The organism is Streptomyces sp. UG1, assembly GCF_049974585.1.
In the GTDB taxonomy this organism is placed as follows: Bacteria; Actinomycetota; Actinomycetes; order Streptomycetales; family Streptomycetaceae; genus Streptomyces.
This window is the reverse complement of record NZ_JBNGGG010000053.1, coordinates 38,537-62,411: the sequence shown is the minus strand read 5'-3', so window position 1 is coordinate 62,411 and position 23,875 is coordinate 38,537. Positions and strand designations below refer to the sequence as shown.

19 protein-coding genes and 2 pseudogenes are annotated in these 23,875 nt (G+C 72.9%); 13 read left to right on the top strand and 8 right to left on the bottom strand.

The genetic code is table 11. The annotated features are described in order from the left end of the window. Positions 1-11: 11 nt before the first annotated feature. Entirely contained in the window at positions 12-353 is a 342-nt protein-coding gene (locus tag ACP4J3_RS43220; protein WP_426542425.1) for a hypothetical protein, read from the bottom strand. A gap of 128 nt (positions 354-481) precedes the next feature. On the opposite strand from ACP4J3_RS43220, the gene ppk2 reads away from it, so the two are divergent. Next, positions 482-1,285: a polyphosphate kinase 2 gene (ppk2, locus tag ACP4J3_RS43215; protein ID WP_426542423.1), complete on the top strand. Its 804-nt coding sequence runs from the start codon at positions 482-484 to the stop codon at positions 1,283-1,285. A 3-nt stretch (positions 1,286-1,288) separates the two neighbouring features. Here ppk2 and ACP4J3_RS43210 read toward each other — a convergent pair whose 3' ends face one another. The 4 genes from ACP4J3_RS43210 to ACP4J3_RS43195 all read right to left on the bottom strand — a co-directional run bounded on the left by ACP4J3_RS43210 (position 1,289) and on the right by ACP4J3_RS43195 (position 6,649). Then, entirely contained in the window at positions 1,289-2,170 is an 882-nt protein-coding gene (locus ACP4J3_RS43210) for a universal stress protein (protein WP_426542421.1), read from the bottom strand. A gap of 84 nt (positions 2,171-2,254) precedes the next feature. Beyond that, on the bottom strand, positions 2,255-4,654 hold the full coding sequence (locus ACP4J3_RS43205; RefSeq protein WP_426542419.1) for a glycoside hydrolase family 65 protein: 2,400 nt from the start codon (positions 4,652-4,654) through the stop codon (positions 2,255-2,257). Then, entirely contained in the window at positions 4,651-5,412 is a 762-nt protein-coding gene (locus tag ACP4J3_RS43200; protein ID WP_426542417.1) for an HAD family hydrolase, read from the bottom strand. The genes ACP4J3_RS43205 and ACP4J3_RS43200 overlap by 4 nt, the downstream gene beginning before the upstream one ends. A gap of 382 nt (positions 5,413-5,794) precedes the next feature. Next, a complete protein-coding gene (locus ACP4J3_RS43195) occupies positions 5,795-6,649 on the bottom strand; it encodes a LysR family transcriptional regulator (RefSeq protein ID WP_426542415.1) in 855 nt (284 codons plus the stop codon). Positions 6,650-6,734: 85 nt separating this feature from the next. On the opposite strand from ACP4J3_RS43195, the gene ACP4J3_RS43190 reads away from it, so the two are divergent. Next, positions 6,735-7,646, top strand: a complete 912-nt coding sequence (locus ACP4J3_RS43190; RefSeq protein WP_426542413.1) for an EamA family transporter — start codon at positions 6,735-6,737, stop codon at positions 7,644-7,646. Between the two features lie 136 nt (positions 7,647-7,782). On the opposite strand, the gene ACP4J3_RS43185 is transcribed toward ACP4J3_RS43190, so the two are convergent. From ACP4J3_RS43185 to ACP4J3_RS43175, 3 genes are all read right to left on the bottom strand, one after another. Beyond that, positions 7,783-8,619 carry an endonuclease/exonuclease/phosphatase family protein gene (locus tag ACP4J3_RS43185; protein WP_426542411.1) on the bottom strand — a complete coding sequence of 279 codons (837 nt, stop codon included), beginning with the start codon at positions 8,617-8,619 and terminating at the stop codon, positions 7,783-7,785. A 96-nt stretch (positions 8,620-8,715) separates the two neighbouring features. Next, the gene (gene ppdK / locus ACP4J3_RS43180; protein WP_426542409.1) at positions 8,716-11,403 is read right to left on the bottom strand and encodes a pyruvate, phosphate dikinase; all 2,688 of its coding nucleotides are present in this window, start codon (positions 11,401-11,403) and stop codon (positions 8,716-8,718) included. A 14-nt stretch (positions 11,404-11,417) separates the two neighbouring features. Beyond that, entirely contained in the window at positions 11,418-12,353 is a 936-nt protein-coding gene (locus ACP4J3_RS43175) for a universal stress protein (RefSeq protein ID WP_426542407.1), read from the bottom strand. A 182-nt stretch (positions 12,354-12,535) separates the two neighbouring features. On the opposite strand from ACP4J3_RS43175, the gene ACP4J3_RS43170 reads away from it, so the two are divergent. The 11 genes and pseudogenes from ACP4J3_RS43170 to hypE all read left to right on the top strand — a co-directional run bounded on the left by ACP4J3_RS43170 (position 12,536) and on the right by hypE (position 23,820). Then, complete coding sequence (locus ACP4J3_RS43170; RefSeq protein ID WP_426542405.1) at positions 12,536-13,345, top strand: universal stress protein; 810 nt, start codon at positions 12,536-12,538, stop codon at positions 13,343-13,345. A 117-nt stretch (positions 13,346-13,462) separates the two neighbouring features. Then, positions 13,463-16,261, top strand: a complete 2,799-nt coding sequence (gene hypF, locus ACP4J3_RS43165) for a carbamoyltransferase HypF (protein ID WP_426542403.1) — start codon at positions 13,463-13,465, stop codon at positions 16,259-16,261. Positions 16,262-16,267: 6 nt separating this feature from the next. Then, positions 16,268-16,525 carry a HypC/HybG/HupF family hydrogenase formation chaperone gene (locus tag ACP4J3_RS43160; RefSeq protein WP_426542401.1) on the top strand — a complete coding sequence of 86 codons (258 nt, stop codon included), beginning with the start codon at positions 16,268-16,270 and terminating at the stop codon, positions 16,523-16,525. Positions 16,526-16,674: 149 nt separating this feature from the next. After that, positions 16,675-17,755, top strand: a pseudogene (locus ACP4J3_RS43155) (4Fe-4S dicluster domain-containing protein). After that, complete coding sequence (locus tag ACP4J3_RS43150) at positions 17,755-18,219, top strand: Crp/Fnr family transcriptional regulator (RefSeq protein ID WP_426542399.1); 465 nt, start codon at positions 17,755-17,757, stop codon at positions 18,217-18,219. The pseudogene ACP4J3_RS43155 and the gene ACP4J3_RS43150 overlap by 1 nt, the downstream one beginning before the upstream one ends. Further along, positions 18,216-19,019, top strand: coding sequence for an FAD/NAD(P)-binding protein (locus ACP4J3_RS43145; RefSeq protein ID WP_426542397.1), 804 nt, complete (start codon positions 18,216-18,218; stop codon positions 19,017-19,019). Before ACP4J3_RS43150 ends, ACP4J3_RS43145 begins: the two co-directional genes overlap by 4 nt. Before the next feature lies 1 nt (position 19,020). Then, positions 19,021-19,782, top strand: a complete 762-nt coding sequence (locus tag ACP4J3_RS43140; RefSeq protein ID WP_426542395.1) for an oxidoreductase — start codon at positions 19,021-19,023, stop codon at positions 19,780-19,782. Beyond that, positions 19,779-21,108 (top strand): annotated as a pseudogene (locus tag ACP4J3_RS43135) (Ni/Fe hydrogenase subunit alpha). Before ACP4J3_RS43140 ends, ACP4J3_RS43135 begins: the two are co-directional and overlap by 4 nt. Positions 21,109-21,129: 21 nt before the next feature. Next, a complete protein-coding gene (locus tag ACP4J3_RS43130) occupies positions 21,130-21,756 on the top strand; it encodes a CBS domain-containing protein (RefSeq protein WP_426542393.1) in 627 nt (208 codons plus the stop codon). 16 nt (positions 21,757-21,772) lie between these two features. Continuing rightward, positions 21,773-22,789, top strand: a complete 1,017-nt coding sequence (hypD, locus tag ACP4J3_RS43125) for a hydrogenase formation protein HypD (protein ID WP_426542391.1) — start codon at positions 21,773-21,775, stop codon at positions 22,787-22,789. Beyond that, positions 22,786-23,820: a hydrogenase expression/formation protein HypE gene (gene hypE / locus ACP4J3_RS43120; RefSeq protein ID WP_426542389.1), complete on the top strand. Its 1,035-nt coding sequence runs from the start codon at positions 22,786-22,788 to the stop codon at positions 23,818-23,820. The genes hypD and hypE overlap by 4 nt, the downstream gene beginning before the upstream one ends. Positions 23,821-23,875: the final 55 nt, after the last annotated feature.

Here is a 23,875-nt window from a genome sequence, read left to right as displayed (position 1 = left end):
ACCCGTGCGCCTCAGCCGCCGTCGGCGAACCTCCGCGCGAGGTCCCGATGGTGGTCGGCCACCTGGCCCGACTGGTCCGGGGTGATGGCGGCGCCCGGCATGGACCCCAGCCGCTCGATCTGCTCGGCGAGGCGGAGGTGCTGCGCGCGACCGTGCTCGCGGCAGGCCAGGCAGGTGACGCTCTCCGGCCGCGCCGAGGTCATCGCGTACGGCACCCGCAGCCCGCAGCCGGTGGCGACGGTCTCCGGCAGATCGCCGACCAGGCCGAACGTGCCGGCGAGCAGGTTGCGCGCACGGGCGTCGTAACGGGTCACGCTCTGCTCGACGTGGATATGCGGATCGGCGTCGTCCATGGACCCATCCTGCCCTCCCGCCGGGTGCCCCTTGCGTGAAGGGCCGCAAGTCCGGTGTCCGGCGTGCGCCGCCCGCCGCCCGTCAGTACGGTGCTGTTCTGGTGTTCGATGCGGCTGTGGGAGGCGGCATGGCCGGCGACGACGCGAAGAAGCTGCCGCGCAAGACGTACGAGAAGGAACTGCTGCGCCTCCAGACGGAGCTGGCGAGGCTTCAGGAGTGGGTGCGCGCGACCGACGCCCGGCTGGTCGTGGTCTTCGAGGGGCGGGACGCGGCGGGCAAGGGCGGCACGATCAAGCGGGTCACGGAGCACCTCAACCCGCGGGTGGCCCGGATCGCGGCCCTGCCCAAGCCGACCGAGCGCGAGCGCACCCAGTGGTACTTCCAGCGCTACGTCGAGCATCTGCCGGCCGCCGGGGAGATCGTGCTGTTCGACCGGAGCTGGTACAACCGGGCCGGCGTCGAGCACGTCATGGGTTTCTGCACCAAGGAGGAGTACCAGCTCTTCCTGCGGCAGTGCCCCATCTTCGAGCGGATGCTGGTGGAGGACGGGATCCTGCTGCGCAAGTACTGGTTCTCGGTGAGCGACGACGAGCAGCAGGAGCGCTTCCGGCGCCGCATCGAGGACCCCTTGCGCCGCTGGAAGCTGTCCCCCATGGACCTGGAGTCGATCACCCGCTGGGAGGACTACTCCCGGGCCAAGGACGAGATGATGGTGCACACCGACATCGCCGAGGCGCCCTGGTACGTGGTGGAGAGCGACGACAAGCGCCGGGCCCGGCTGAACATGATCGCCCACCTGCTGGACTCCGTGCCGTACCGGGACGTGCCTCCACCGGTCCTGGAACTGCCCGAACGCCCGGAGTCGACCGGCTACCGGCGACCGCCGCGCGAGCTGCAGAACTACGTCCCGGACCACACCGCCGGCCTGTGAGGTTCACTTCTCCTCGGTGCGGACCACGGCGACCGGGCACTCGGCATGGTGGAGCACCGCCTGGCTGACCGAGCCCAGCAGCAGCCCGGCGAAACCGCCCCGTCCACGCGCCCCGACCACCACCAGCCCGGCATCCGCACTGGCCTCGATGAGGGAGTGCCGCACCCGGCCGCGCACCAGCCTGCGCTCCACGGCGACATCCGGATACCGCTCGCGCAGCCCGCCCAGCGCCTCGGCGAGCACCCGCTCCTCCTCGTCGTGCAGCCGGCCCTCGTCGTACGTCACGAAGGGCGGGTCGGCCGGGGCCTCGTACGCCCGCTCGGTCCGGGTGCTCCAGGCGTGCAGCGCCACCAGGCGCACGCCGTGCAGCGAGGCGTGGGCGAAGGCGAACTCGACCGCTCCCCGCGCCGCGGGCGAGCCGTCCACGGCGAGGAGGACGGGCCCGGCCGGGTCGGGCCTGCGGCGCACCACCAGCACCGGGCAGGAGGCGTGGGCGGCGAGGTGACCTGCGGTGGAGCCGAGCAGCAGGGCGCCGAAGCGGCTCAGACCGCGGCTGCCGACCACGGCCAGGGACGCGGTGCGCGACTCGACCTCCAGCACCGTCACCGGTTCGCCGACGACGACCTCACGCGTGATCTCCAGATTCGGGGCCGTGTCGTGAGCGCACCGCTCGGCCCGGATGAGCGTGCCGTCGAGCAGCTCACGCACCCCCGCACTCCTCGCGTCCCAGGGCCGCCCGCCGGGCGGGATGTGCGCGGCCGGCCAGCCGAAGGCGTGCACCAGCCGGAGCGCCACGCCCCGCAGCCCGGCCTCGCGCGCCGCGACCTCCACGGCCACCATGCTCGACGGCGAACCGTCCACCCCTACGACCACCGGGCCGTCCATCGCGCTCACCCTCCCGGCCGGATCCGCTGCTGTCCTCCCAGCCTCCACCCGTCGGCCGCATCCCGCACAGGGCCGATCAGCCGATCAGCCGTGAACGACCAGGCGCGCCGTCTCCCCCGGCTGCACGGACATCTCGCGCCCCTCCAGCCTCACGTCGATCGGGGAGACGTCGTGGGACGGAACCGCGATCTCCAGCAGCCCGCGCTCCAGACGCAGCCGGACGCCCCAGTTGCCCTGGTAGCGCAGGGCGAACCCGTACGAGGACAGCTCGGGCAGCGGCACGGGGTCGAGCCACAGCGCCCCGCTCCGGGTCTCCAGTCCCGTCAGCCCACGCTGCACCAGGTCCAGGGTGCCGGCCATGGCGCCCAGGTGGATGCCCTCACCGGTGGTGCCGCCCTGCACATCGGCGATGTCGCCCTGGAGCGCCTCCTGCACGAACTTCCACGCCTCGCTACGCCGGCACCGGGCCAGCACCCAGCCGTGGACCAGCCCGCTGAGCGTGGAGCCATGACTGGTGCGATGCATGTAGTAGTCGACCGTGCGCCGCCACATGTCGTCATCCAGCCGATGCCCCAAACGGCGGAAGAGATCCCGCAGTTCCGCCGGTGCGAACAGGTAGCCGAGCATCAGCACATCGGCCTGCTTGGAGGCCTTGTAGTGGTTGACGGAGTCGCCCTCCGCCTCCAGGATCCGGTCCAGGCGGCGGATGTCGCCGTACTTCTCGCGGTAGCCGTTCCAGTCGAGTTCGGCGAGGTCGCCGTAGCCCTCGAACTGGCTGATGACGTCGTCGTGGAAGGGGACGTGGAGGGTGCGGGAGACGTCCTCCCATTGTTCGAGTTCGCCCCTGTCGAGTCCGGTGCGTTCGACGAGTTCACGCCGGCGCGGCTCCGGCAGGGTGTCGAGCAGCTCCAGCGTGCGGACCAGCACCCACGCCGCGGTGACGTTGGTGTACGCGTTGTCGTCCAGACCCGGCACGGCGCTGTCCGGATACGCCTCGTGGTACTCGTCCGGGCCCACCACACCCCGGATGCGATGCCGCCCCAACCCCTCGTCATAGACAGCCCGGTCCGCCCAGAACCGGGCGATCTGCAACAGCATCTCCGCACCCTTGGTGTGCAGGAACTCCATGTCGCCGCTCGCCTCGCAGTACTGCCACACGTTGTACGCGATCGCCGAGCCCACATGATGCTGCAGATGGGAATGGTCGGGCAGCCAGCGCCCCGAACGCGGATTCAGGTGAAGCTGCTGGGTCTCCTCACGCCCGTCGCTGCCGCTCTGCCACGGATACATCGCACCCCGGTAGCCCGCCGCCGCGGCGCTGGTGCGGGCCTGTTCGAGGCGGCGGTGGCGGTGGTGGAGAAGGGCCCGGGACACCTCGGGGAAGTGCAGGTTGAGGTACGGCAGGACGAACAGCTCGTCCCAGAAGACATGCCCGCGGTAGGCCTCGCCGTGCAGCCCCCGCGCGGGCACGCCGACGTCGAGGTCGGCGGTGTGCGGGGACAGGGTCTGCAGGACATGGAAGAGATGCAGCCGCAGGATCCGGCCCGACTCACCAGGCACATCCAGCTCCGCACGACGCCACAGCTGATCCCACGCCGTGCGATGCGACTTGAGCAGCGTGTCGAAGTCCGGGGACCGGCGTACGCGGTCGACGGCGGCATGCAGCGGGTCACTGATCGCCGGGTCGCGGGAAGTGTGCAGGGCGACGGTCTTGTCGACGGTGACGGTGTGGCCGGAGGCCAGATCGAGCCTCAACCGCTGGATGACGTACGGCAGTTCGTGGCGGACCGTCGCGGGCACGTCGGCGGTGAGGCGGGCCGCGAGGCCGATCCGGATGTCGGAGGTGCGGGTGCGGCAGCGCAGCCAGACGGTGTCCGGGGCGGAGGTGCCGGCGTGGAGGTGGGTGAGGTGGTGGCCGTCCAGGTCCCGGTAGCGCGCCACTCCGGCGTTGGTGACACCGCCGTCCAGGGCCGCCTCCACCTCCAGTTCGCCGGAGAACCCCTCGGCCGTGAACTCGGTGCGTAGGGCCGCCATATGTGGGTCGGCCATATGCACCATCCGGAGCTGCCGTACCGCCAACACACGGCCCCCGCCCAGGTCGTAGCGCGTCCGGCGCTCCATCAGTCCATCTGCCAGGTGCAGCAGCTGCCGGTGTTCGAGCACGGGTGTGGTGTCGGGGGTGAGCCACTGCCCGTCGGGCAGGCGGAAGCGCAACGGCAGCCAGTTGGGAACGTTGACCATGTCCTCGTTCTCCACACGGCGGCCCGCCACATCGGACGTGAGCCGGTTGTAGATGCCCGCCACATACGTCCCCGGATAGTGGACCTCGCCGGCAGCACACTCCGGAAGCGCTCCCCGAGTGGCGAAGTAGCCGTTGCCCAGCGTGCACAGCGACTCCCGAAGCCGCTCGTCGGCGGGCTCATAGCCCGCGTACTCCCAGCTCCAGCCGGCCGCCACGGCCTCCGGGCTCAGCTCGTCCGTCACTGCGGCTCTCCTCCCGCGCAGAGTTCTCCAAGGTCGCGTACGACGATGTCGGCGCCGTGCCGCAGCAGCCGCGCACCGGAGCCCCGGTCGACACCGACCACCAGGGCGAACCCTCCGCTGCGCCCGGCCTCCACCCCCGCCAGGGCGTCCTCCACGACAGCGGCCTCCCCCGCCGGCACACCGAGCCGACGCACAGCCTCCAGGAACAGATCGGGCTCCGGCTTGCCCGCGAGGCCCAGCCGGGCCGCCTCGTTGCCGTCCACCAGGGCGTCGAACAGGTCGAGCACCCCGGCCCGGCTCAGCAGCTCGCCGGCGTGCCGGGACGCCGAGGCCGCCGCTCGGGGCACTCCCGCGGCACGCAGCGCCCGGACCAGCCGTACCGTCCCCGGATAGGCGTCGACACCATGCGCTCGCAACCGCTCCGTGAACAACCGCTCCTTGTCCGCAGCCACGGCACGCACCGTCTCCTCCGACACCTCGACACCCCGCGCCGCGAGAAAAGCCGCCGCCCCGTCCAGGCGCGACTTGCCGTCCACATACCGCAGATAGTCCTCCCGCACATCGAACGGGCGCCCCTGCTCGGGATCCGCCGGCGGATGAGCCCGCAGAAAGCCGTCGAACGCCTCCTTCCAGGCAGCCGCATGCACCCGGGCCGAATCGGTGATCACCCCGTCGGTGTCGAACACGACGGCGCGCACATCACGAAGGGGGTCGCCGAGCGTGCCCTCGGACGGGTCCGGTGTCGGCGGGCGGGGCATGGTCACTCCCACCGTGTCGGGACGGCGATCGGGTGGTGCGCGGAGCGAGACCGCGCGCGTACGGCGTCCAGGGGATGTCCGTCGTGGCCGGCACCTCGATGTGTGAACCGCACGACCTCCTCACCTCCATTCGAGCCGCGTCCCTCGTCCGACGGGATCCGCTGCTCATGGGTACCCGCCGGGCCCGCCTTGTCACCTTCGTGGGCCCTGAAGGGCCGACCGGCCCTGGCGCAGCCGCCGTGCGCGTGGTGTGCTGGAGGTGACGGGAAGGACCCGTAACGGCGCGGAGAAGCGGCCGGCAGCCGTGCACCGCGCAATCAGGATCCGCGAGAAGTGGATGGGGCCCTTCCCGCCCCTTGTGCGGATGCGGCCGCCCCGGCCCTCACTCGCCCCGGTACAGGGCCGTGACCAGCTCGACCACCGCCTGGGCGGCCGGTGGTGGGTCGTCGCGCCACCAGGCCAGCCGTACGGCGATGGGTTCGGCGTCGCGGAGGGGCCGGTAGACGACGCCGGGCCGTGGGTACTGGTTGGCGGTGGCCTCGGCGGTCACGCCGACGCACCGGCCGGTCGAGATCACCGTGAGCCAGTCGTCGACGTCGTTCGTCTCCTCGGTCGCGGGGCGCGAATCGGGCGGCCACAGCTCGGTCGTCGTGGTGCCGGTGCGGCGGTCGACGAGGAGGGTGCGCCCGCTGAGCTCGGCCAGTCGAATCGAGCGGCGCCGGGCCAGCGGGTCGTCGGCGGCCACCGCGCACAGCCGTCGCTCCAGCCCCACGATGGCGGAGTCGAAGCGCCGGTCGGCCACTGTCCGGCGTACGACGGACAGGTCGCAGGCCCCTTCGGCGAGCCCCGAGGTGGCGGAGTTGACGCGGACGAGCTGGAGGTCGGTTCCGGGGTGGGCGGCGGCCCAGCGGCGCTGGAAGGCCGGGGTGTGCCGGCCGAGCGCGGCCCAGGCGTAGCCCATCCGCAGCCGGGCGTGTCCGGAGGCCGCTTCCCGGATCAGGTCGTCCACCTCGCCGAGCACCCGACGGGCGTGTGCCAGGACCCGCAGGCCGGTCCCGGTCGGGGTCACCTCACGGGAGGTCCGCCGCAGCAGCCGGACGCCCAGCGAGCGCTCCAACGAGGCCAGTGTGCGGGAGACGGCGGCCTGGGAGACGCCGAGGGCCATGGCGGCGTCGGTGAAGGTGCCCTCGTCGACGATCGCGACGAGACAGCGCAACTGCCTCAGCTCCACATCCATGAGGCCACCGTATGCATAACCCAGGCGTATGCATGACGCGGCCTGCGCATTTTGCGCAATGATCGAGTGGCCGCACGATCGGCGTATGCGCACCCGACCCGCACCCACGCCCACGTCCGTAGCCGCACCCGCGCCCGCGACCCGGTTGGACACGCCCGAGCAGACCGGCGGACGGCTCGCCGGTGTGGCGACCATGATCGGCAGCGGCCTGTCCACCCAGACCGGGGCCGCGATCGGCTCCCTCGCCTTCCCCGTCCTCGGCCCCGTGGGTGTCGTCGCCGTGCGTCAGTACGTCGCCGCCCTGGTGCTGTTCTCCGTCGGCAGGCCGAGGCTGCGTTCGTTCACGTGGAGTCAGTGGTGGCCGGTGATCCTGCTGGCCGTGGTGTTCGGCACCATGAATCTCTCCCTGTACTCGGCGATCGAGCGGGTCGGCCTGGGGCTGGCGGTGACGCTGGAGTTCCTCGGCCCGCTCGCCATCGCGCTGGCGACCTCGCGCCGCCGCGTGGACATGTGCTGCGCGGTGATCGCCGGGGCCGGCGTCGTCACGCTGATGCGCCCGCAGCCCTCGACGGACTACCTAGGGATGGCGCTGGGGCTGCTGGCGGCCGTCTGCTGGGCGTCGTACATCCTGCTCAACCGCACCGTCGGCCGACGCGTCCCCGGGGCTCAGGGGGCTGCGGCCGCGGCCGGTATCTCCGCCGTGATGTTCCTGCCGGTCGGTATCGCCCTCGCCGTCCGGCACCCGCCCACGGCCGGCGCCGTGGCCTGCGCGATCATCGCCGGGCTGCTGTCCTCGGCCGTGCCCTATCTCGCGGACCTGTTCACGCTCCGCCACGTCCCGCCCCGGGCCTTCGGCCTGTTCATGAGCGTCAACCCGGTCATCGCGGCCCTGGTCGGCTGGGTGGGTCTGGGGCAGGGCCTGGGCGGCCTGGAGTGGGCGAGCGTCGGGGCGATCGTCGCGGCCAACTCGCTGAGCATTCTGACGTCGCGCGACTGAGGGACGCGGGCGCGCGGTCAGAACCAGTGCAGGCAGTGCGGGGCGCGCTCGCCGAGGAAGGGGTCGTCGACGTCGAGGACGAGTTGGACGGATCTCCGCCACAGTGCAGCGTTGCCGCACTGCCGGCTAAAGCGAACTACGAGCCGACGTCGGTGCGCAGGACGTGGTGGTCCGAGTTCGGGGTCGGATGCACATGGTGCTCGAGCGGGACGAAGCCTCGCAGGAAGACGTAGTCGAACTTGAGTTGCCAGTCGGTGGTCGGCGTGCAGGAGCCGGTGGCCGAGGGACGGCACTGGGGGTCCGTGTCCGTGGCCAGGGCCCACATCGGGGCGAGTTCGGGGGCGTCCGGCACGGCGTTGAAGTCGCCGAGCACGATCGCCCGGTCGTGCTCGGCGACTTCCGCGGCGAGTACGCGCGTCTGGCCTGCTCGGACCGTCTCTTGGCGCCGGTGGGCGAGGTGGGTGTTGAAGACCCGGACGGACTGGCCGGCCACGGTGGTGGTGACGGCCATGTACCCGCGGTCCTCGGATCCGCCGTCGGGATACTCCACTTCGACGGGGTCGGTCATCGGTGCCGCCGAGAGGACCGCCTGACCGAACTCCCCGGGGCTCCACGGCACTCCCCCGCAGCGGCCCCAACTGCGCAGCACCATCCCGTACTCGACGTGGTAGACCAGCCCGTAGAGGTTCTCCAGATGGTCCCGGATGCTCTCGACGTCACGCACGCACGCTTCTTGCATGCCGATGACCTGGGGCGCGTACGTGGCGATCTCCGCCGCCCGGTCGACGTTGCTCGTCTCGCAGGGGTTGCAGATGTTCCACGTCATGACCCGGTTCGGTACGGCGTCTCTGACGGCCTCGGCGGGCAGTGCCCCCGCGACGAGGGCACCGCTCGGCGCACTGGGGCCCACGAGCACCATGCAGGCCACGGTCATGGCGCCCACGAGTAAACGCGTGATCCTTCCGAGCACCATCGCCCCTCCTCACCCTGGACGCCCAGGGCATCCGACGTCTCCAGGCATGAGGTTATGGGACGAGTCTGTGAACGATTCGCGCGCGTGCCGGCCGCCTCACCTGGTGTCGCTGGTGCCGGACCGGTCGGCGACGGCCGCCCGGCCCGCCTCCAGTCGTGCGGCCGGGATGCGGAAGGGCGAGCAGGAGACGTAGTCCAGTCCCGCGTGGTGGAAGAAGTGAATGGAGTCGGGGTCACCGCCGTGCTCGCCGCACACGCCGGTCTCCAGGCGGGGATTGACGGCGCGTCCGGCTCGTACGGCCAGTTCCACGAGGTGTCCGACGCCTTCCTGGTCGATCGACTCGAACGGCGACACTGCGAAGACGCCCTTCTCCAGGTACAGCGGGAAGAAGGAGGCCTCGGCGTCGTCGCGGGACAGGCCCCAGGTGGTCTGGGTGAGGTCGTTGGTGCCGAAGGAGAAGAAGTCGGCGGCCTCGGCGATGCGTCCGGCGGTGAGGGCGGCGCGCGGCAGCTCGATCATCGTGCCGATCGGGCAGTCGAGCCTCGTGCCGGTCTCGGCCGCGACCTCGGCGAGGACGCGCTCCGCCTCGGCGCGGGCCAGGCGCAGTTCCTCGACGGTGCCGACGAGCGGGATCATGATCTCGGCGCGCGGACGGCCGCCCGCGCCCAGACGGTCGATCACGGCTTCGGCGACGGCCCGTACCTGCATGGCCATCAGGCCGGGTACGGCCAGGCCCAGGCGCACCCCGCGCAGGCCCAGCATCGGGTTCTGCTCGTGCATGCGCTCGACGGCGTGCAGGAGTTCGCGGTCGTGCGGGTCGGGGTGGGCAGCGGAGGCGAGGCGGACGGCCAGGTCGGTGCGGTCGGGCAGGAACTCGTGCAGCGGCGGGTCCAGCAGCCGGATCGTCACCGGCAGGCCGTCCATCGCATCGAGGAGGCCGGTGAAGTCCTCGCGTTGCAGGGGCAGCAGGGCGGCCAGGGCCTCCTCGCGTGCCGTGTCGTCGCGGGCCAGGATCATCCGTTCGACCAGCGCCCTGCGCTCGCCGAGGAACATGTGCTCGGTGCGGCACAGGCCGATGCCCTGGGCGCCGAGGGCACGCGCGCGTGCGGCGTCCTCGGGGGTGTCGGCGTTGGCCCGCACTTCGAGGCGGCGTACGGAGTCGGCGTGGGCGAGCGCGCCCAGGACGGCTTCGGTGACCGGGTCGGTGCTCGCGCCGGTCTCCAGGGCGCGGCCGACCTCGGACGCCGTGAGCGGGAGCGCGCCGAGGTGGACGGTGCCGGCGGTGCCGTCGACGGAGACGGTGTCGCCCTCGTGCACGACGACGCCCGACGTCGTGGTGACCCGGCGGGCGACCGGGTCGACGGACAGCGCCTCGGCGCCGCACACGCACACCTTGCCCATGCCGCGCGCGACCACGGCGGCGTGGCTGGTCTTGCCGCCCCGGCTGGTCAGGACCGCCTCGGCGGCGATCATGCCGGGCAGGTCGTCCGGCGTGGTCTCCCGGCGGACGAGGACCACCTGCTCGCCGGCCGCGGCACGTCGTACGGCCTCGGCGGAGTCGAAGACGACGGCGCCGACCGCCGCGCCGGGCGAGGCGGGCACGCCGTGTGCCAGGGGTACGTCGGACGGGGTGGTGTCGAAGCGGGGGAACATCAGCCGGGTCAGCGCGGCGCCGTCGACGCGCATCAGGGCCTCGTCCGCGGTGATGGTTCCTTCTTCCCGCAGGTCGTGGGCGATGTGGAAGGCGGCCTCGGCGGTGCGCTTGCCGACGCGGGTCTGCAGGATCCACAGCTTGCCGCGTTCGACGGTGAACTCCACGTCGCACAGGTCGCGGTAGTGGTTCTCCAGAGTGCGCAGGTGGTCGCCGAGTTCGAGGTACGCACGCGGGTCGAGCGTCTTCAGCTCGCTCAGCGCCAGCGCGTCACGGACACCGGAGACGACGTCCTCTCCCTGGGCGTCGGGCAGATAGTCGCCGTACACGCCCCGTTCGCCGGTGGCGGGATCGCGGGTGAAGGCGACGCCGGTGCCGGAGTCGTTCCCGAGATTGCCGAAGACCATCGCCTGGACGTTGACGGCGGTGCCGAGGTCGTCGGGGATGTGCTCGCGGTGGCGGTAGACGCGGGCGCGTTCGACGTTCCACGAGTCGAAGACGGAGCGGATGGCGCGGGCCAACTGCTCGGTGGGGTCCTGGGGGAAGTCCTCGCCGGTCTCCTTGCGGATGATGTCCTTGAACTCCTCGGTGAGCGCGACGAGTTCGGCGGTGTCGAGGTCGTGGTCGGTGGCGACGGCGCGCTTCGCCTTGTGGGCGGCGATGGCCTGCTCGAAGAGGTCGCCGTCGACACCCATCACGGTCCGGCCGAACATCTGGACCAGCCTGCGGTAGGAGTCCCAGGCGAACCTCTCCTGCCCGGAGGCCTTGGCCAGCCCGGCGACGGACTCGTCGTTGAGGCCGATGTCGAGGATCGTCTCCATCATGCCGGGCATGGAGAAGCGGGCGCCGGAGCGCACGGACACCAGCAGGGGGTCGTCGGGCGCGCCGAGGGTGCGGCCCATGGTCCGCTCCAGGCCGGCCAGCGCCTGGGCGGCCTCCACGCCGAGTTCGTCCGGTTCCTCGCCCGTGGCCAGGTAGACCTTGCAGGCCTCGGTGGTGACGGTGAAGCCCGGCGGTACGGGCAGGCCGAGCCGGGTCATCTCGGCGAGGCCGGCTCCCTTGCCGCCGAGCAGGGCGGCCATGTCCCGGCTGCCCTCGGCGAATTCGTACACGTACTTGGTGGGCGCACTCATCGGGCCTGGGCCTCTCACTCGTGGGGAACGACGGCCACGGGGCAGCCGACGTGATGGATGGCGGCGTGCGTGACGGGTCCGGTGCGCGGGCCGGTCGGGCGTTCGGTCGTCCGGCGGCCGACCACGAGCAGGCTCACCCCGGTGGCGGCGCGGACCAGCACGGACTGGGCGCGGCCCTCGGTGACGGTCTCCGCGACCTCGACCTCGGGATACTTGTCCCGCCACACCTTCATGACGGCGGTGAGGAAGCCGAGCCATTCGTCGGCCTGTCCCGGGCCGTCCACCAGGCCGATGTCGCCGGGGCCGAGCCCGAGCGGGGACGGTGTCTGCCAGGCGTGCACGGTGTGCAGGCGCGCGCCGCGCAGTCGGGCCGCCTCGAAGGCGAACTCGATCACTTCGTCGCAGGGGTCGTCGAGGTCGATGCCCAGGACGACGTCGCGGTAGCCGGTGCGGGTGGAGGGGCCGCCGTCGGCGGCCGGAACGTGCTCGTCGGACGCCTCCTCGTCGGCCCGGACGAGGACGACGGGCTGCATGGCGCGCGCCACCACTCCCAGTGCGACCGACCCGACCAGGAACCCGGTGAATCCGCTGAGCCCGCGCGAGCCCAGCACCAGCAGTACGGACTGCTCGGCCGCGTGGAGCAGGGCGGTGGTCGCGGGTCCCGGCATCTGCTCGTCGTCGAGTTTGACGCCGGGGCAGGTACGGCGGATCCGGTCCTCGGCCTGGCGCAGCGCGCGCCGGCCCAGATGGCGCCGGACCGCCGGTGCCGGCTCCGCCGCGCCTTGGCCGGGGTGCCAGTTCCAGACGTGCACCAGACGCAGCGGCCGGTCCCGGCGCACCGCCTCGCGGGCGGCCCTCCCCCACTGCCTTAAGGGCGTGGGAGGTACCCCCATGGCGGCGGCGAGGCTCTCGGGGGATCCGTCGACGCCGGCCATGACGGACGGAAGCATGGCGCGCACCTCCTGTGGTCGGTCTGCTCCTCGGTGCCAGCGTCCGCCCGAGCCCTCCCGGCGGACATGGGCCGCCAGGGCCTCGGTCCGGGCCCGTTCGGCCCCCTGTGTGCCGGTCGTGCGCGAGGCGACGCTGGAACGGCCCGCGCATCGAGTTCCCCCGGAGTGGAAGGCGGCACATCATGGAGCGAGCGATCATCACCGGCGTGGACCGGTCGGTACGCAGCCGTGCGGCGGCGGACTGGGCCGCGCGTGAGGCGCTGTCGCGCGGCCTGCCGCTGCGGGTGGTGCACGTGTCCCCGCCGGGCGGCCCGGATCCGGCCGAGCGCCGGCCGTACCGTCCCGAGGCGGTGGCGGACCACGTGGTCGCCGAACTCATCGGCCGGCACCCGGGTTTGCGTGCCCAGGGCCTGAATGTCACCGGGGATCCGGCGGCGGCCCTGCGCACGGCGGCCGGGGACGCGGAGCTGCTGGTGCTCGGTCTGCGCGGCGAGGGCGCTCACCCCAGGATTCCCGTGGGCTCGACCGCCACCGCCATGGTCCGGGCATGCCCGCGTCCGGTGGTGCTGGTCCCCGGTGCGCCGACGGGCGAGGGACCACCCGGCCGTGCCGACGGCGTGACCCTCGGGATCGATGCCCGCGGCCCGGCGAGCGGCGCCGTCGGCCTCGCCTTCGAGGCGGCCGGGCTGCGCGGCGTCCGGCTGCACGCCGTACATGTCTGGGCGCCGCTCGCGCGGGCGGCGCAGCGGCCCTTCCCCGTGCTGGAGGAGGACCGCGCCACCTGGGAGGACGACGAGGTGCAGCGGCTGTCGGACGCGCTGCGGCCGTGGCGCGGCAAGTATCCGGAGGTGGACGTTCTGGAGGACGTCGTGCTGTTGGCCCCGGAGGTCGCGCTCGCCCATGCCTCCGGGAACCGCGGTCTGGTGGTGGTCGGCCGCCGCTCGGGCCGTACGGCGCTCGCGCTGTGCCCGGTCGCGGTCGTCCCGGCATAGCGCCCCGACGGGTTCACGGCTCGGTGCGACAGGCGAGGGTGGCCGGGGAGGGTCGGCCCCTTGGCAGGGGTCGTTCGGCCCATGCGGCATGCGGCGGTCGTGGCCCACGGTGAGGGCATGAGGAGACGCGGTCGCATCGCCGTCATCGGGGTCGGGAACGAGTTCCGGCGCGACGACGGCGTGGGCTGGGCGGTGCTCGCCCGGCTGCGCGAGCGGGCCGAGCAGCGGGCGTTGCCGCCGGACACCGACCTCGCGACCTGCGACGGCGACCCCGGCCGACTGCTCGGCCTGTGGGAGGGCGCCCGTCTCGCGGTGGTCGTCGACGCGGCCCACACCCGCCCGGGCACGCCCGGGCGGGTGCACCGCCTGGCACTCGACGCCGGGTGCCTCGCGCAGCCGTCGACCACCAGTTCTCACGGGCTGGGGCTGGGCGAGGCCGTGGAGCTGGCCCGGGTGCTGGGCATGCTGCCCGAGCGGCTGGTCGTGTACGCCGTCGAGGGCGCCGAGAGCGAGCTGGGCACCGGCCTCTCCCCTGCCGTCGCGGCCGCGGTGGAGCCCGTCGCGACGGCGGTCGAGGACGAGATCGCGCGCAGCGGTGACGTGTCGGCCGGGGGGGCAGCGATGACCGTGCGTCACTTCTCCGTCGAGGGCATCGTCCAGGGCGTCGGTTTCCGGCCCTTCGTCTACCGGACCGCGGCCGGGCTCGGCCTGGACGGCTGGGTGGCCAACGTCGACGGCCATGTGGAGGGCGAGGTCTGCGGGCCCACGCGTGCGGTCGAGGAGTTCGCCGCCCGGCTGCGCACCGACGCACCGGCCCTCGCGCGGGTGCGCCGCGTCCGGCTGACCAACGGTGTGCACGCTCGGCCGTCCGACCCGGGATTCCAGGTACGGCTCAGCGCCCCCGGCGGCGGCCGGGACACCGCTGCCCGCGAGATCCCGCCGGACGCGGCCATCTGCGACGCCTGTCTCGGCGAGCTGTACGACCCCCGCGACCGCCGCTACCGCTACCCGTTCATCAACTGCACCGACTGCGGCCCGCGCGCCACGATCATCGAGGGCCTGCCGTACGACCGGATCCGCACGACCATGCGCCGCTTCCCGCTGTGCGGCGAGTGCGCCGCCGAGTACGCCGACTCCGGCGACCGGCGGTTCCACGCCGAACCCGTCGCCTGCCCGGCCTGCGGGCCACGGCTCGCCTGGGAGGAGCTGCGCGGCGAGGAGGCGCTGCGGGCGGCGGTGCGCACGGTCGACCGCGGCGGCATCGTCGCGTTGAAGGGGCTGGGCGGCTACCAGCTCGTGTGCGACGCGGGCGACCCGGTGGCCGTGGCGGAGCTGCGTCGTCGTAAGCGGCGTCCGGCGAAGCCGTTCGCCGTGATGGTCGCGGACCTCGCGGCGGCCGCGCGGCTCGCGCAGATCGGCGCGGGCGAGCGTGCGGCCCTGACCTCCCCGGAGCGCCCGGTGGTGCTGCTGGGCCGCCGCCGGTGGCGTGGGCGCGCGGCTCCGCTCGCCCCCGAGGTCCACCCCGGCCTGAGCCGGGTCGGCCTGTTCCTGCCCACCACCGGCCTGCACCACCTCCTCCTGGACGAGCTGGCGCGGCCCCTGGTGGTCACCAGCGGCAATCTCAGCCACGAGCCGATCGCCATCGATGACGAAGAAGCACGCGGCAGCCTGGCCGCCGTGTCGGACGGGTTCCTCACGCACGACCGGCCGATCCGGTCCCGGTACGACGACTCCGTGGTGTGTTTCACCGGGCGGACGAGGATCACGGTCCGCCGGGCGCGCGGGCTCGCTCCCGCCCCGCTGCCGCTGGCCGTGGGGCGGCCGGTGGCCGGTGGCGGCGCCCAGCTCAAGCACACGTTCACCCTCGCCGCCGACGGCCGGGCCCACATCGGTCCGCACACCGGGGACCTGGCCGACCTCCCGACGCACGAGGCGTTCACGACGTCGTACGGCCATCTCAAGGAACTCACCGGAATCGAGCCCGCCGTCCTCGCCCACGACCTGCACCCCGGATATCTGTCCACGCGGTGGGCGACGGAGCAGCCGCTGTGCCGCGTCCCGGTACAGCACCATCACGCGCACGTGGCCGCCTGTGCGGCCGAGCACGGGGTGCGCGGCCGGTTCCTCGGGATCGCCTACGACGGGCTGGGCCTGGGCGACGACGGGACGCTGTGGGGCGGCGAGATCCTCGTCGCCGATCTGAGCGGCTACCGCCGCGTGGGCAGGTTCGCCACGGCGCCCCTGCCCGGCGGCGACGCTGCGGTACGCCATCCATCCCGCACTGCCCTCGGCCATCTGCTGGGCGGCGAGATGCTGGGCGCCCCACGCCCCTACCCCTGGCTCACCCGGCCCTTCACCGACCGGCTCGACCCGGCCGAGGTCGCGGCCGTGCGCGCCATGGTCGCGCGGGACGTCAACTGCCCGCGCGCCTCCAGCGCCGGACGCCTCTTCGACACGGCGGCGGCCCTGCTCGGCCTCACCGACCAGGTGAGTTACGAAGGTGAGGCGGCCGTCCTGCTCGAAGCGGCGGCCGGCGACGAGCATGCCGTACCGCTCGCCCATCGGGTGGTACGGGAGCGGGGCCTGTGGGTGTACGACTCCGTGCCGACGCTGTCCGATCTGCTGCGGCGGCAGCGGGACGGGGAGCCGCCGGCCCGACTGGCGGCGGCCTTCCATCTGACGCTCGCGATCGTCACCGCCGAACTCCCGGCGCGGGCCGTGGGCGAGGGCGCGCCGCGCACGGTGTGCCTGGGCGGCGGCTGCTTCGTGAACCGGCGGCTGCTGACGGAGGTGAAACGCCGGCTGCAGGCAGCGGGCCTGCGGGTACTCGTCGGCGGTCAGGTCCCCGTCGGGGACGGCGGCATCAGCTACGGCCAGGCGGCGGTCGCGGTCGCACGGCTGGCCGGGGAGGGGTGAACGCGTATGTGCCTGGGCATCCCCGGGCGGATCCTGGAGGTCCACGACGACGCGGGCCTGCGCATGGCGACGGTCGACTTCGGCGGTATCCGGCGCGAGGTCTGTCTGAGCTACACGCCCGAGGCGGCCGTCGGATCGTACGTCATCGTGCACGTCGGCTTCGCGATCACCCAGGTCGACGAGGCGGAGGCACAGCGCACGCTCGACGTGCTGCGGTCGATGGCGGACGCGGTGGAGAGCGAGCTGGGCGAGCCGCTCCCCTGACCGCCTTCCCGCCGGCTGTCCTCGAACGGGCTCTCCGGAGGGACCCGGTCGGCCCGTCAAGAGGGCCGGTCAGCCCCTGCCGCCGGCACCCCTCGCGGTCGGAACCTGACGGTGGAGGAGCACGAGCCACCCGGACGAGGAGGACCGTCATGACCGCCCCCACAGCCCCCGCCGTGCTCGACCGGGATGGTCTGAACGCGCTGGTCGCCGCCCGCGTGGCGCAGGGACGCACGGTCATCGGGCCGACCGTCCGCGACGGCGCGATCGTGCTCCGCGAGCTGACCTCGGCGGACGCTCTTCCCTACGGCTGGGGCGTCGAACTGGACGCCGGGCGGTACCGGCCGGTCCCCCGCGAGGACGGCGCGGCCTTCGCGCACAGCGCCGGCCCGCAGTCCTGGAAGTCCTTTCTGCACCCGGCGCGGGAGAAGCTGTGGAGCGCCGACCGGACGGCAGAGGGGGACATCTCCTTCACCGCGGACGAGCCGACGCGGCCCTTGCACGCCTTCCTCGGCGTCCGCCCCTGTGACCTGCGGGCCATCGCGATCCAGGACCGGGTGCTGATTGGCGGACGGTACGAGGACACCGGGTACGGCAAGCGTCGCGGCAAGGCACTGCTGATCGCCGCCGAGTGCACCGAGCCCGGCGCGACCTGCTTCTGCGTGTCCACCGGCGGCGGCCCCGCGGCCGACCCCGGCTACGACCTGGCGCTGACCGAGGTCGTGGACGAGGACGGGCACCGCTTCCTCGTCCTCGTCGGCAGCGACGAAGGCGCCGAACTCCTCGAGGGGATACCGCACCGCACCGCCGACCCGGTCGCCGAGGAGACCGCCGACGCCGCCGTGGTGGCGGCCCGTGACCGCATGGGCCGTTCGCTGCCCCCGGTCGAACTGCGCACCCTCATGGGTGCGAGCCTGACCGCCGAGCGCTGGGACGACGTCGCGGCCCGCTGTCTGACCTGCGGCAACTGCACCATGGCGCTGGGACTCCTGCTTCGACCTGGACTTCTCCTATCTGCACGGCGGGCCGGTCCGCTCCTCTCCCCGCAGCCGCTACCGGCAGTGGCTCACCCACAAGCTCTCCACCTGGCACGACCAGTTCGGCATGTCCGGATGCGTCGGCTGCGGACGCTGCATCACCTGGTGCCCGGCCGGCATCGACATCACGGAGGAGGTCGCCGCCCTGGACGCCAAACGCACCGCTCACGCGACGACCGGAACGGAGACGGGCTGATGCCTCCCTCGATCGCCCTGCGCATGAACCACGCCCTGCCCGTGGAGCACCGCGAGCGGCTGCTGCGCGTCGGCCGCGAGGTGAGCTTCCCGCGGGGCACCCGCCTGTTCGAGGAGGGCGGGCACGCGAACCGCTTCTGGATCATCCGGGACGGCACGGCCGCCCTCGACATGCATGTGCCCGGGCGCCGGCCACCGGTCATCGAGACGCTCGGTGTCGGTGACCTCGTCGGCTGGTCCTGGCTGTACGAGCCGTACGTGTGGCAGTTGGGCGCCGAGGCCGTGACGCCGCTGCGGGCCTACGAGTTCGACGCCGTCGCCGTCCGTCTCGCCTGTCTGAACGACCCCGAGTTCGGCCGTGCCGTCGAGCACTGGGTCGGCCGGGTGCTGGCGCACCGGCTGAACGCGGCGCGCGCCCGGCTGGTCGACCTGTACGGGATCTACGAGACGAAGGAGCCGCGATGACCACCGTGCCGGTCCCCCATCGTGTGATCGCCCGCCGGGCGGAGACCGCGGACACGGTCACGCTGTGCCTGGAACCGGTGGCCGCGGCGCTGCCCGACTTCGCGCCGGGGCAGTTCGCGATGGTGCACTCCTTCGGCCGGGGCGAGATCCCGGTGTCGGTCAGCTCCGTGCAGGCCACGGGCGGTCTGGCGCACACCGTCCGCTCCGTGGGCGCGGTCTCCGAAGGGCTGTGCGCCGCGCGGGTCGGCGATGTCGTCGGGATCCGCGGCCCCTACGGCAACAGTTGGGAACTGTGGCGGGCGCGCGGCAGTGACGTGCTGATCGTGGCCGGCGGTATCGGCCTCGCCCCGCTGCGGCCGTTGATCCTCGGCGCGCTGGCCGAGCCGGAGGCGTACCGCCGCGTCAACGTCCTCGTCGGGGCCCGCACCCCGGACGACCTGATCGGCCGCGAAGAGGTGGAGAGCCGGCCCACCGCCTTCACCGGGGTCACGGTCGACCAGCCCGCTCCGGGCTGGCGCGGGGACGTCGGCGTGGTCACCCAGCTCCTGGGGCGGGCGCGCTTCGACTCCGGCTCCACCTGGGGGTTCGTCTGCGGGCCCGAGCCCATGATCCGGGCCACCGCCCGCGAACTCGTCCAGCGCGGCGTCCCGCACGACCGTGTCCGCGTGTCGCTGGAGCGCAACATGCGCTGCGCGACCGGGCACTGCGGGCACTGCCGGCTCGGCCCGCTGCTGTGCCGGGCGGGGCCGGTCGTGAACTGGGCTCAGGCCGAACCGCTGCTGTCGGTAAGGGAGTTGTGAGATGGCCCCCACCCTCGCCGTATTCAAACTGGCCTCCTGCGACGGCTGCCAGCTCACCCTGCTGGACTGCGAGGACGAACTCCTGGCGCTGACGGGCGAGGTGGAGATCGCCCACTTCCTGGAGGCGACCAGTGCGGTGGCGCCCGGACCGTACGACTTGTCCCTCGTCGAGGGCTCGGTCACCACGGCCGAGGACGCCGAGCGGGTCCGTGCGATCCGGGCGGCCTCGCGCCATCTGGTGACCATCGGGGCGTGTGCGACCGCCGGGGGCATCCAGGCGCTGCGGAACTTCGCGGACGTCGACGAGTACCGGCGCGTGGTGTACGCGCACCCCGAGTACGTCGAGACGCTGGCCACGTCAACGCCCGTGTCGGCGCACGTGGACGTCGACTTCGAGCTGCGCGGCTGCCCGATCGACAAGCGTCAGCTCATCGAGGTGATCACCGCCTTCCTCGCCGGCCGCAAGCCGGACATCCCCGATCACAGCGTGTGCTTCGAGTGCAAGCGGCGCGGCACCGTCTGTGTGACCGTCGCCCAGGGCACGCCCTGCCTCGGCCCGGTGACACACGCGGGCTGCGGGGCGCTGTGCCCGGCGTACCACCGCGGCTGCTTCGGCTGCTTCGGCCCGTCCGGGTCGGTGAACCTGCCCGCGCTGATCCCGCTGCTGCGCCGCGACGGCCTCGGCGAGGACGACGTGGGGCGGTTCCTGCACACGTTCAACACCGCCGCGTTCGAGAAGTTCGAGAGGGAGTTGGAGTCGTGACGCACCGTGGTTCCCGTCTGCTGCACGTCGGCTCGCTGTCCCGGGTCGAGGGCGAGGGCGCGCTGCGCCTGCACGTCCACGACGGCACGGTCACCGAGGCGAAGCTGGAGATCTACGAGCCGCCGCGGTTCTTCGAGGCGTTCCTGCGCGGGCGCTCCTACACGGAGCCGCCGGACATCACGGCCCGGGTGTGCGGGATCTGCCCGGTGGCGTACCAGATGAGCGCCTGCGCGGCGATCGAGGACGCGTGCGGGGTGACGGTCGACCCGGTGATCGGCGAACTGCGCCGGCTGCTGTACTGCGGCGAGTGGATCGAGAGCCAGGCGCTGCACATCTATCTGCTGCACGCGCCGGACTTGCTGGGCCGCGCGAGCGCCATCGAACTGGCCCGCACGCACCGCGCCGAGGTCGAGCGGGGACTCAGGCTGAAGAAGGCGGGCAACTCCCTGATGGAACTGCTCGGCGGGCGGGCCGTGCATCCGGTCAACGTCCGCCTGGGCGGCTTCCACCGCGTGCCGACCCGCGACGAACTACGGCCGGTGGCCGAGGAGTTGAAGCGGGCGCTCGACGACGCGTGGGACACCGTGGGCTGGGTCGCCGGCTTCGAGTTCCCGGACGCCCGCATCGAGGCCGACCTGCTGGCGCCGGCCGAGCCGGACACGCACGCCATCGAGAGCGGGACACCGACCGTGCTGCGCGCCGACGGCACCACGGACACCTTCCCTGTGCGGGACTTCACCGAGCGCGTCGCCGAGACGCACGTCCCGCACTCCACGGCACTGCACTCGCGGCTCGACGGGCGGCTCCATCCCACCGGCTCCCTGGCCCGGTTCGCGATCAGCGGCGCCCGGCTCTCGCCGGTGGCGCTGCAGGCGGCGGTGGCGGACGGGCTCGGCGATCCGCGCGACGGGGCGGTGTGCCGCAACCCGTTCCGGTCGATCCTGGTGCGGGCGGTGGAGACGCTGTACGCCGTCTCCGAGGCGCTGCGGATCATCAGGGCGTACGAGCCGCCCGCGTCCGTACACCGAGGTGCCGCCGGTCGCGGGCATCGGGCACGGTGCCACCGAGGCGCCCCGCGGGGTGCTCTACCACCGCTACGAACTCGACCCCGCCGGAATCGTGACCAGCGCCCTGCTGGTGCCGCCGACCGCGCAGAACCAGGGCGCGATCGAGGACGACCTGCGGCGGCTGACCCAGCGGGCGATCGGCGAGGGCGACCCGGACGACGGCGAGCTGACGATCCTGTGCGAGCGGGCGATCCGCAACCACGACCCGTGCATCTCCTGCTCGACCCACTTCCTCGACCTGACGGTCGTCCGTACCTGACGAGAACTGCGGGAGGCTGTGATGCCTGAATCTCCGTACACCGTGAGCGATGTGATGACCCACACCGTGGTCGCCGTCGGCAGCGAGGCGCCGTTCAAGGAGATCGTCGAGCTGCTCGACCAGTGGAAGGTCAGCGCCGTTCCGGTGCTGGCCGGTGAGGGCAGGGTCGTCGGCGTCGTCTCCGAGGCCGACCTGCTGCCCAAGGAGGAGTTCCGGGGCGGCAGCGACATCGGCGGCGATCTCGCGGAGCGTGTCAAGGCGGCCGCGCTGACCGCGGGTGAGCTGATGACCACCCCGGCGGTGACCGTGCACGCGGACGCCTCGTTGGCCGAGGCGGCGCGCATCATGGCCCGCCGGCATGTCAAGCGGCTTCCGGTCGTGGACGGCGTCGGCATGCTCCAGGGCGTCGTCAGCCGCAGCGATCTGCTGAAGGTGTTCCTGCGTTCCGACGCCGAGATCGCCGACGAGATCCGCACTCAGGTGATGACCTGCATGCCGATCACCACCGGGCTGGACGTCTCGGTCACCGAGGGCGTGGTCACGCTCAGCGGTTCGATGCCCGAGCGCGGGCTCGTGCCGGTGGTGGCTCGGGCCGTGCGGGCCGTCGAGGGAGTCGTCGACGTCCAGTTGGATCTCAGCCACCGGTGAAGGGGCCGCACGTGCGATGAAGTACCTCGACGAGTACCGCGATCCCGTCCTCGCCCGGCGACTGCTGAACGAGCTGCTGCCGGCCGGGATGCGGATGATCCACGGCCCTGGCTGCCCGGTCTGTGTGACCCCGCTGGAGACCCTGGACCGGGCCATGGCCGTCGCCGCCCGGCCCGGTGTGATCCTCACCAGCTTCGGCGACATGCTGCGCGTGCCCGGCACGGACACCGACCTGCTGTCGCTGCGGGCGCGGGGCGCGGACGTCCGTGTGGTCTACGCCCCGATGGACGCCGTGCGCCTGGCCGCCGAGCACCCCGACAAGGAGGTCGTCTTCCTCGCGGTCGGCTTCGAGACGACCGCGCCCGCCAACGCGACGGCCGTGCTGCACGCGGCCGGCCTGGGGCTGACGAACTTGTCGATGCTGGTCAGCCATGTCCTGGTGCCGCCCGCGATGACGGCGCTGCTCGACGACCCGGACTGCGAGGTGCAGGCCTTCCTCGCGGCCGGGCACGTGTGCGCGGTGATGGGCTGGCGGGAGTACGAGCCGATCGCCGCGAAGTACCGGGTGCCGATCGTGGTCACCGGGTTCGAGCCCCTGGACCTGCTGGAGGGCATCCTGATGGCCGTACGGCAGCTCGAGTCGGGGCGCTCCGAGGTCGAGAACCAGTACGTACGGGCCGTGCGGCGCTCCGGCAACACCAAGGCGCAGGACGCGGTCCGCGAGGTGTTCCAGGTGACCGACCGGGCCTGGCGGGGCATCGGGGCGCTGCCCGACAGCGGTCTGGAACTCGCCCCGCGGTACCGGCGGTTCGATGCCGCCCGGCGCTTCGACGTGGCCGGGCTGTGCCCGGTCGAGGACCCCGAGTGCATCGCCGGTGCCGTCCTCACCGGGGCCAAGGTGCCCACCGACTGCCCGGCGTACGGCACCCGCTGCACGCCCCGCCACCCCCTCGGCGCGCCGATGGTGTCGTCCGAGGGCACCTGCGCCGCCTTCCACGCGGCCGGACGCACTCCTGCGAGGAGAACGGCATGACCATCCAGTGCCCCAGCCCCCACCACGACGACGAGGTCGTCCTGCTCGGCCACGGAGCCGGCGGGCGCCTCACCGCGGAGCTGCTGGACCGGCTGATCCTGCCCGCCCTCGACGGCGGCCCGGGTCCCATGGAGGACGCGGCGCTGCTGCCCGGGTACCGGGAACTGGTGATCAGCACCGACAGCTTCGTGGTCAGTCCGCTGTTCTTCCCCGGCGGGGACATCGGCTCGCTCGCCGTCCACGGCACGGTCAACGACCTCGCGATGCGGGGCGCGTGGCCGCTCGCGCTGTCCGTCTCCCTGATCGTGGAGGAGGGGCTGCCGCTGGCCGAACTGCGGGCGGTCCTCTCCTCGCTGGGGAAGGCCGCCCAGGACTCGGGGGTGCCCGTGGTCACCGGGGACACCAAGGTCGTGGGCCGTGGTGCCGCCGACAGGCTGTTCATCAACACGACCGGCGTCGGGCGGCGGCACGGCTCGTTGCATCCGTCCGCCGCGCTGGCCCGCCCCGGCGACGCGGTCCTGCTGTCCGGGCCGGTCGGGCTGCACGGCACGACCGTGCTCAGCACCCGTGAAGGCCTCGGCTTCGAGGGCGACATCGCCTCCGACACCCGGCCGCTGCACCGCCTGGTGGGCGCCCTGGCACCGCTCGGCGCCGACGTCCATGTGCTGCGCGATCCGACGCGCGGCGGGCTCGCGGCGGCCCTCAACGAGATCACCCGTGACTCGTCCGTCGCCGTCGAGATCGAGGAGAGCGCGGTGCCGGTGCCCGGGGCGGTCGCCTCGGCCTGCGATCTGCTCGGCCTCGACCCGCTGGTCGTCGCCAACGAGGGCTGCCTGGTCGCCTTCGCCTCCGCCGACGGGGCGGAGGGCGCCCTGAGCGCGATGCGTTCGGTCGCCGAGGGCGCGGGGGCGGTGCGGATCGGTGAGGTGCTGCCGGACGGGCCGGCGGGTCGGGTGACCCTGCGCACCCTGGTCGGCGCCCGGCGGATCGTGGAGATGCCGCTCGGGGAGCAGCTGCCGCGCATCTGCTGAGGGGCAGGCTGAGGAGCGGCCTCTTTCTGTCATCTTCTGTCATCTGAGCGCGTCC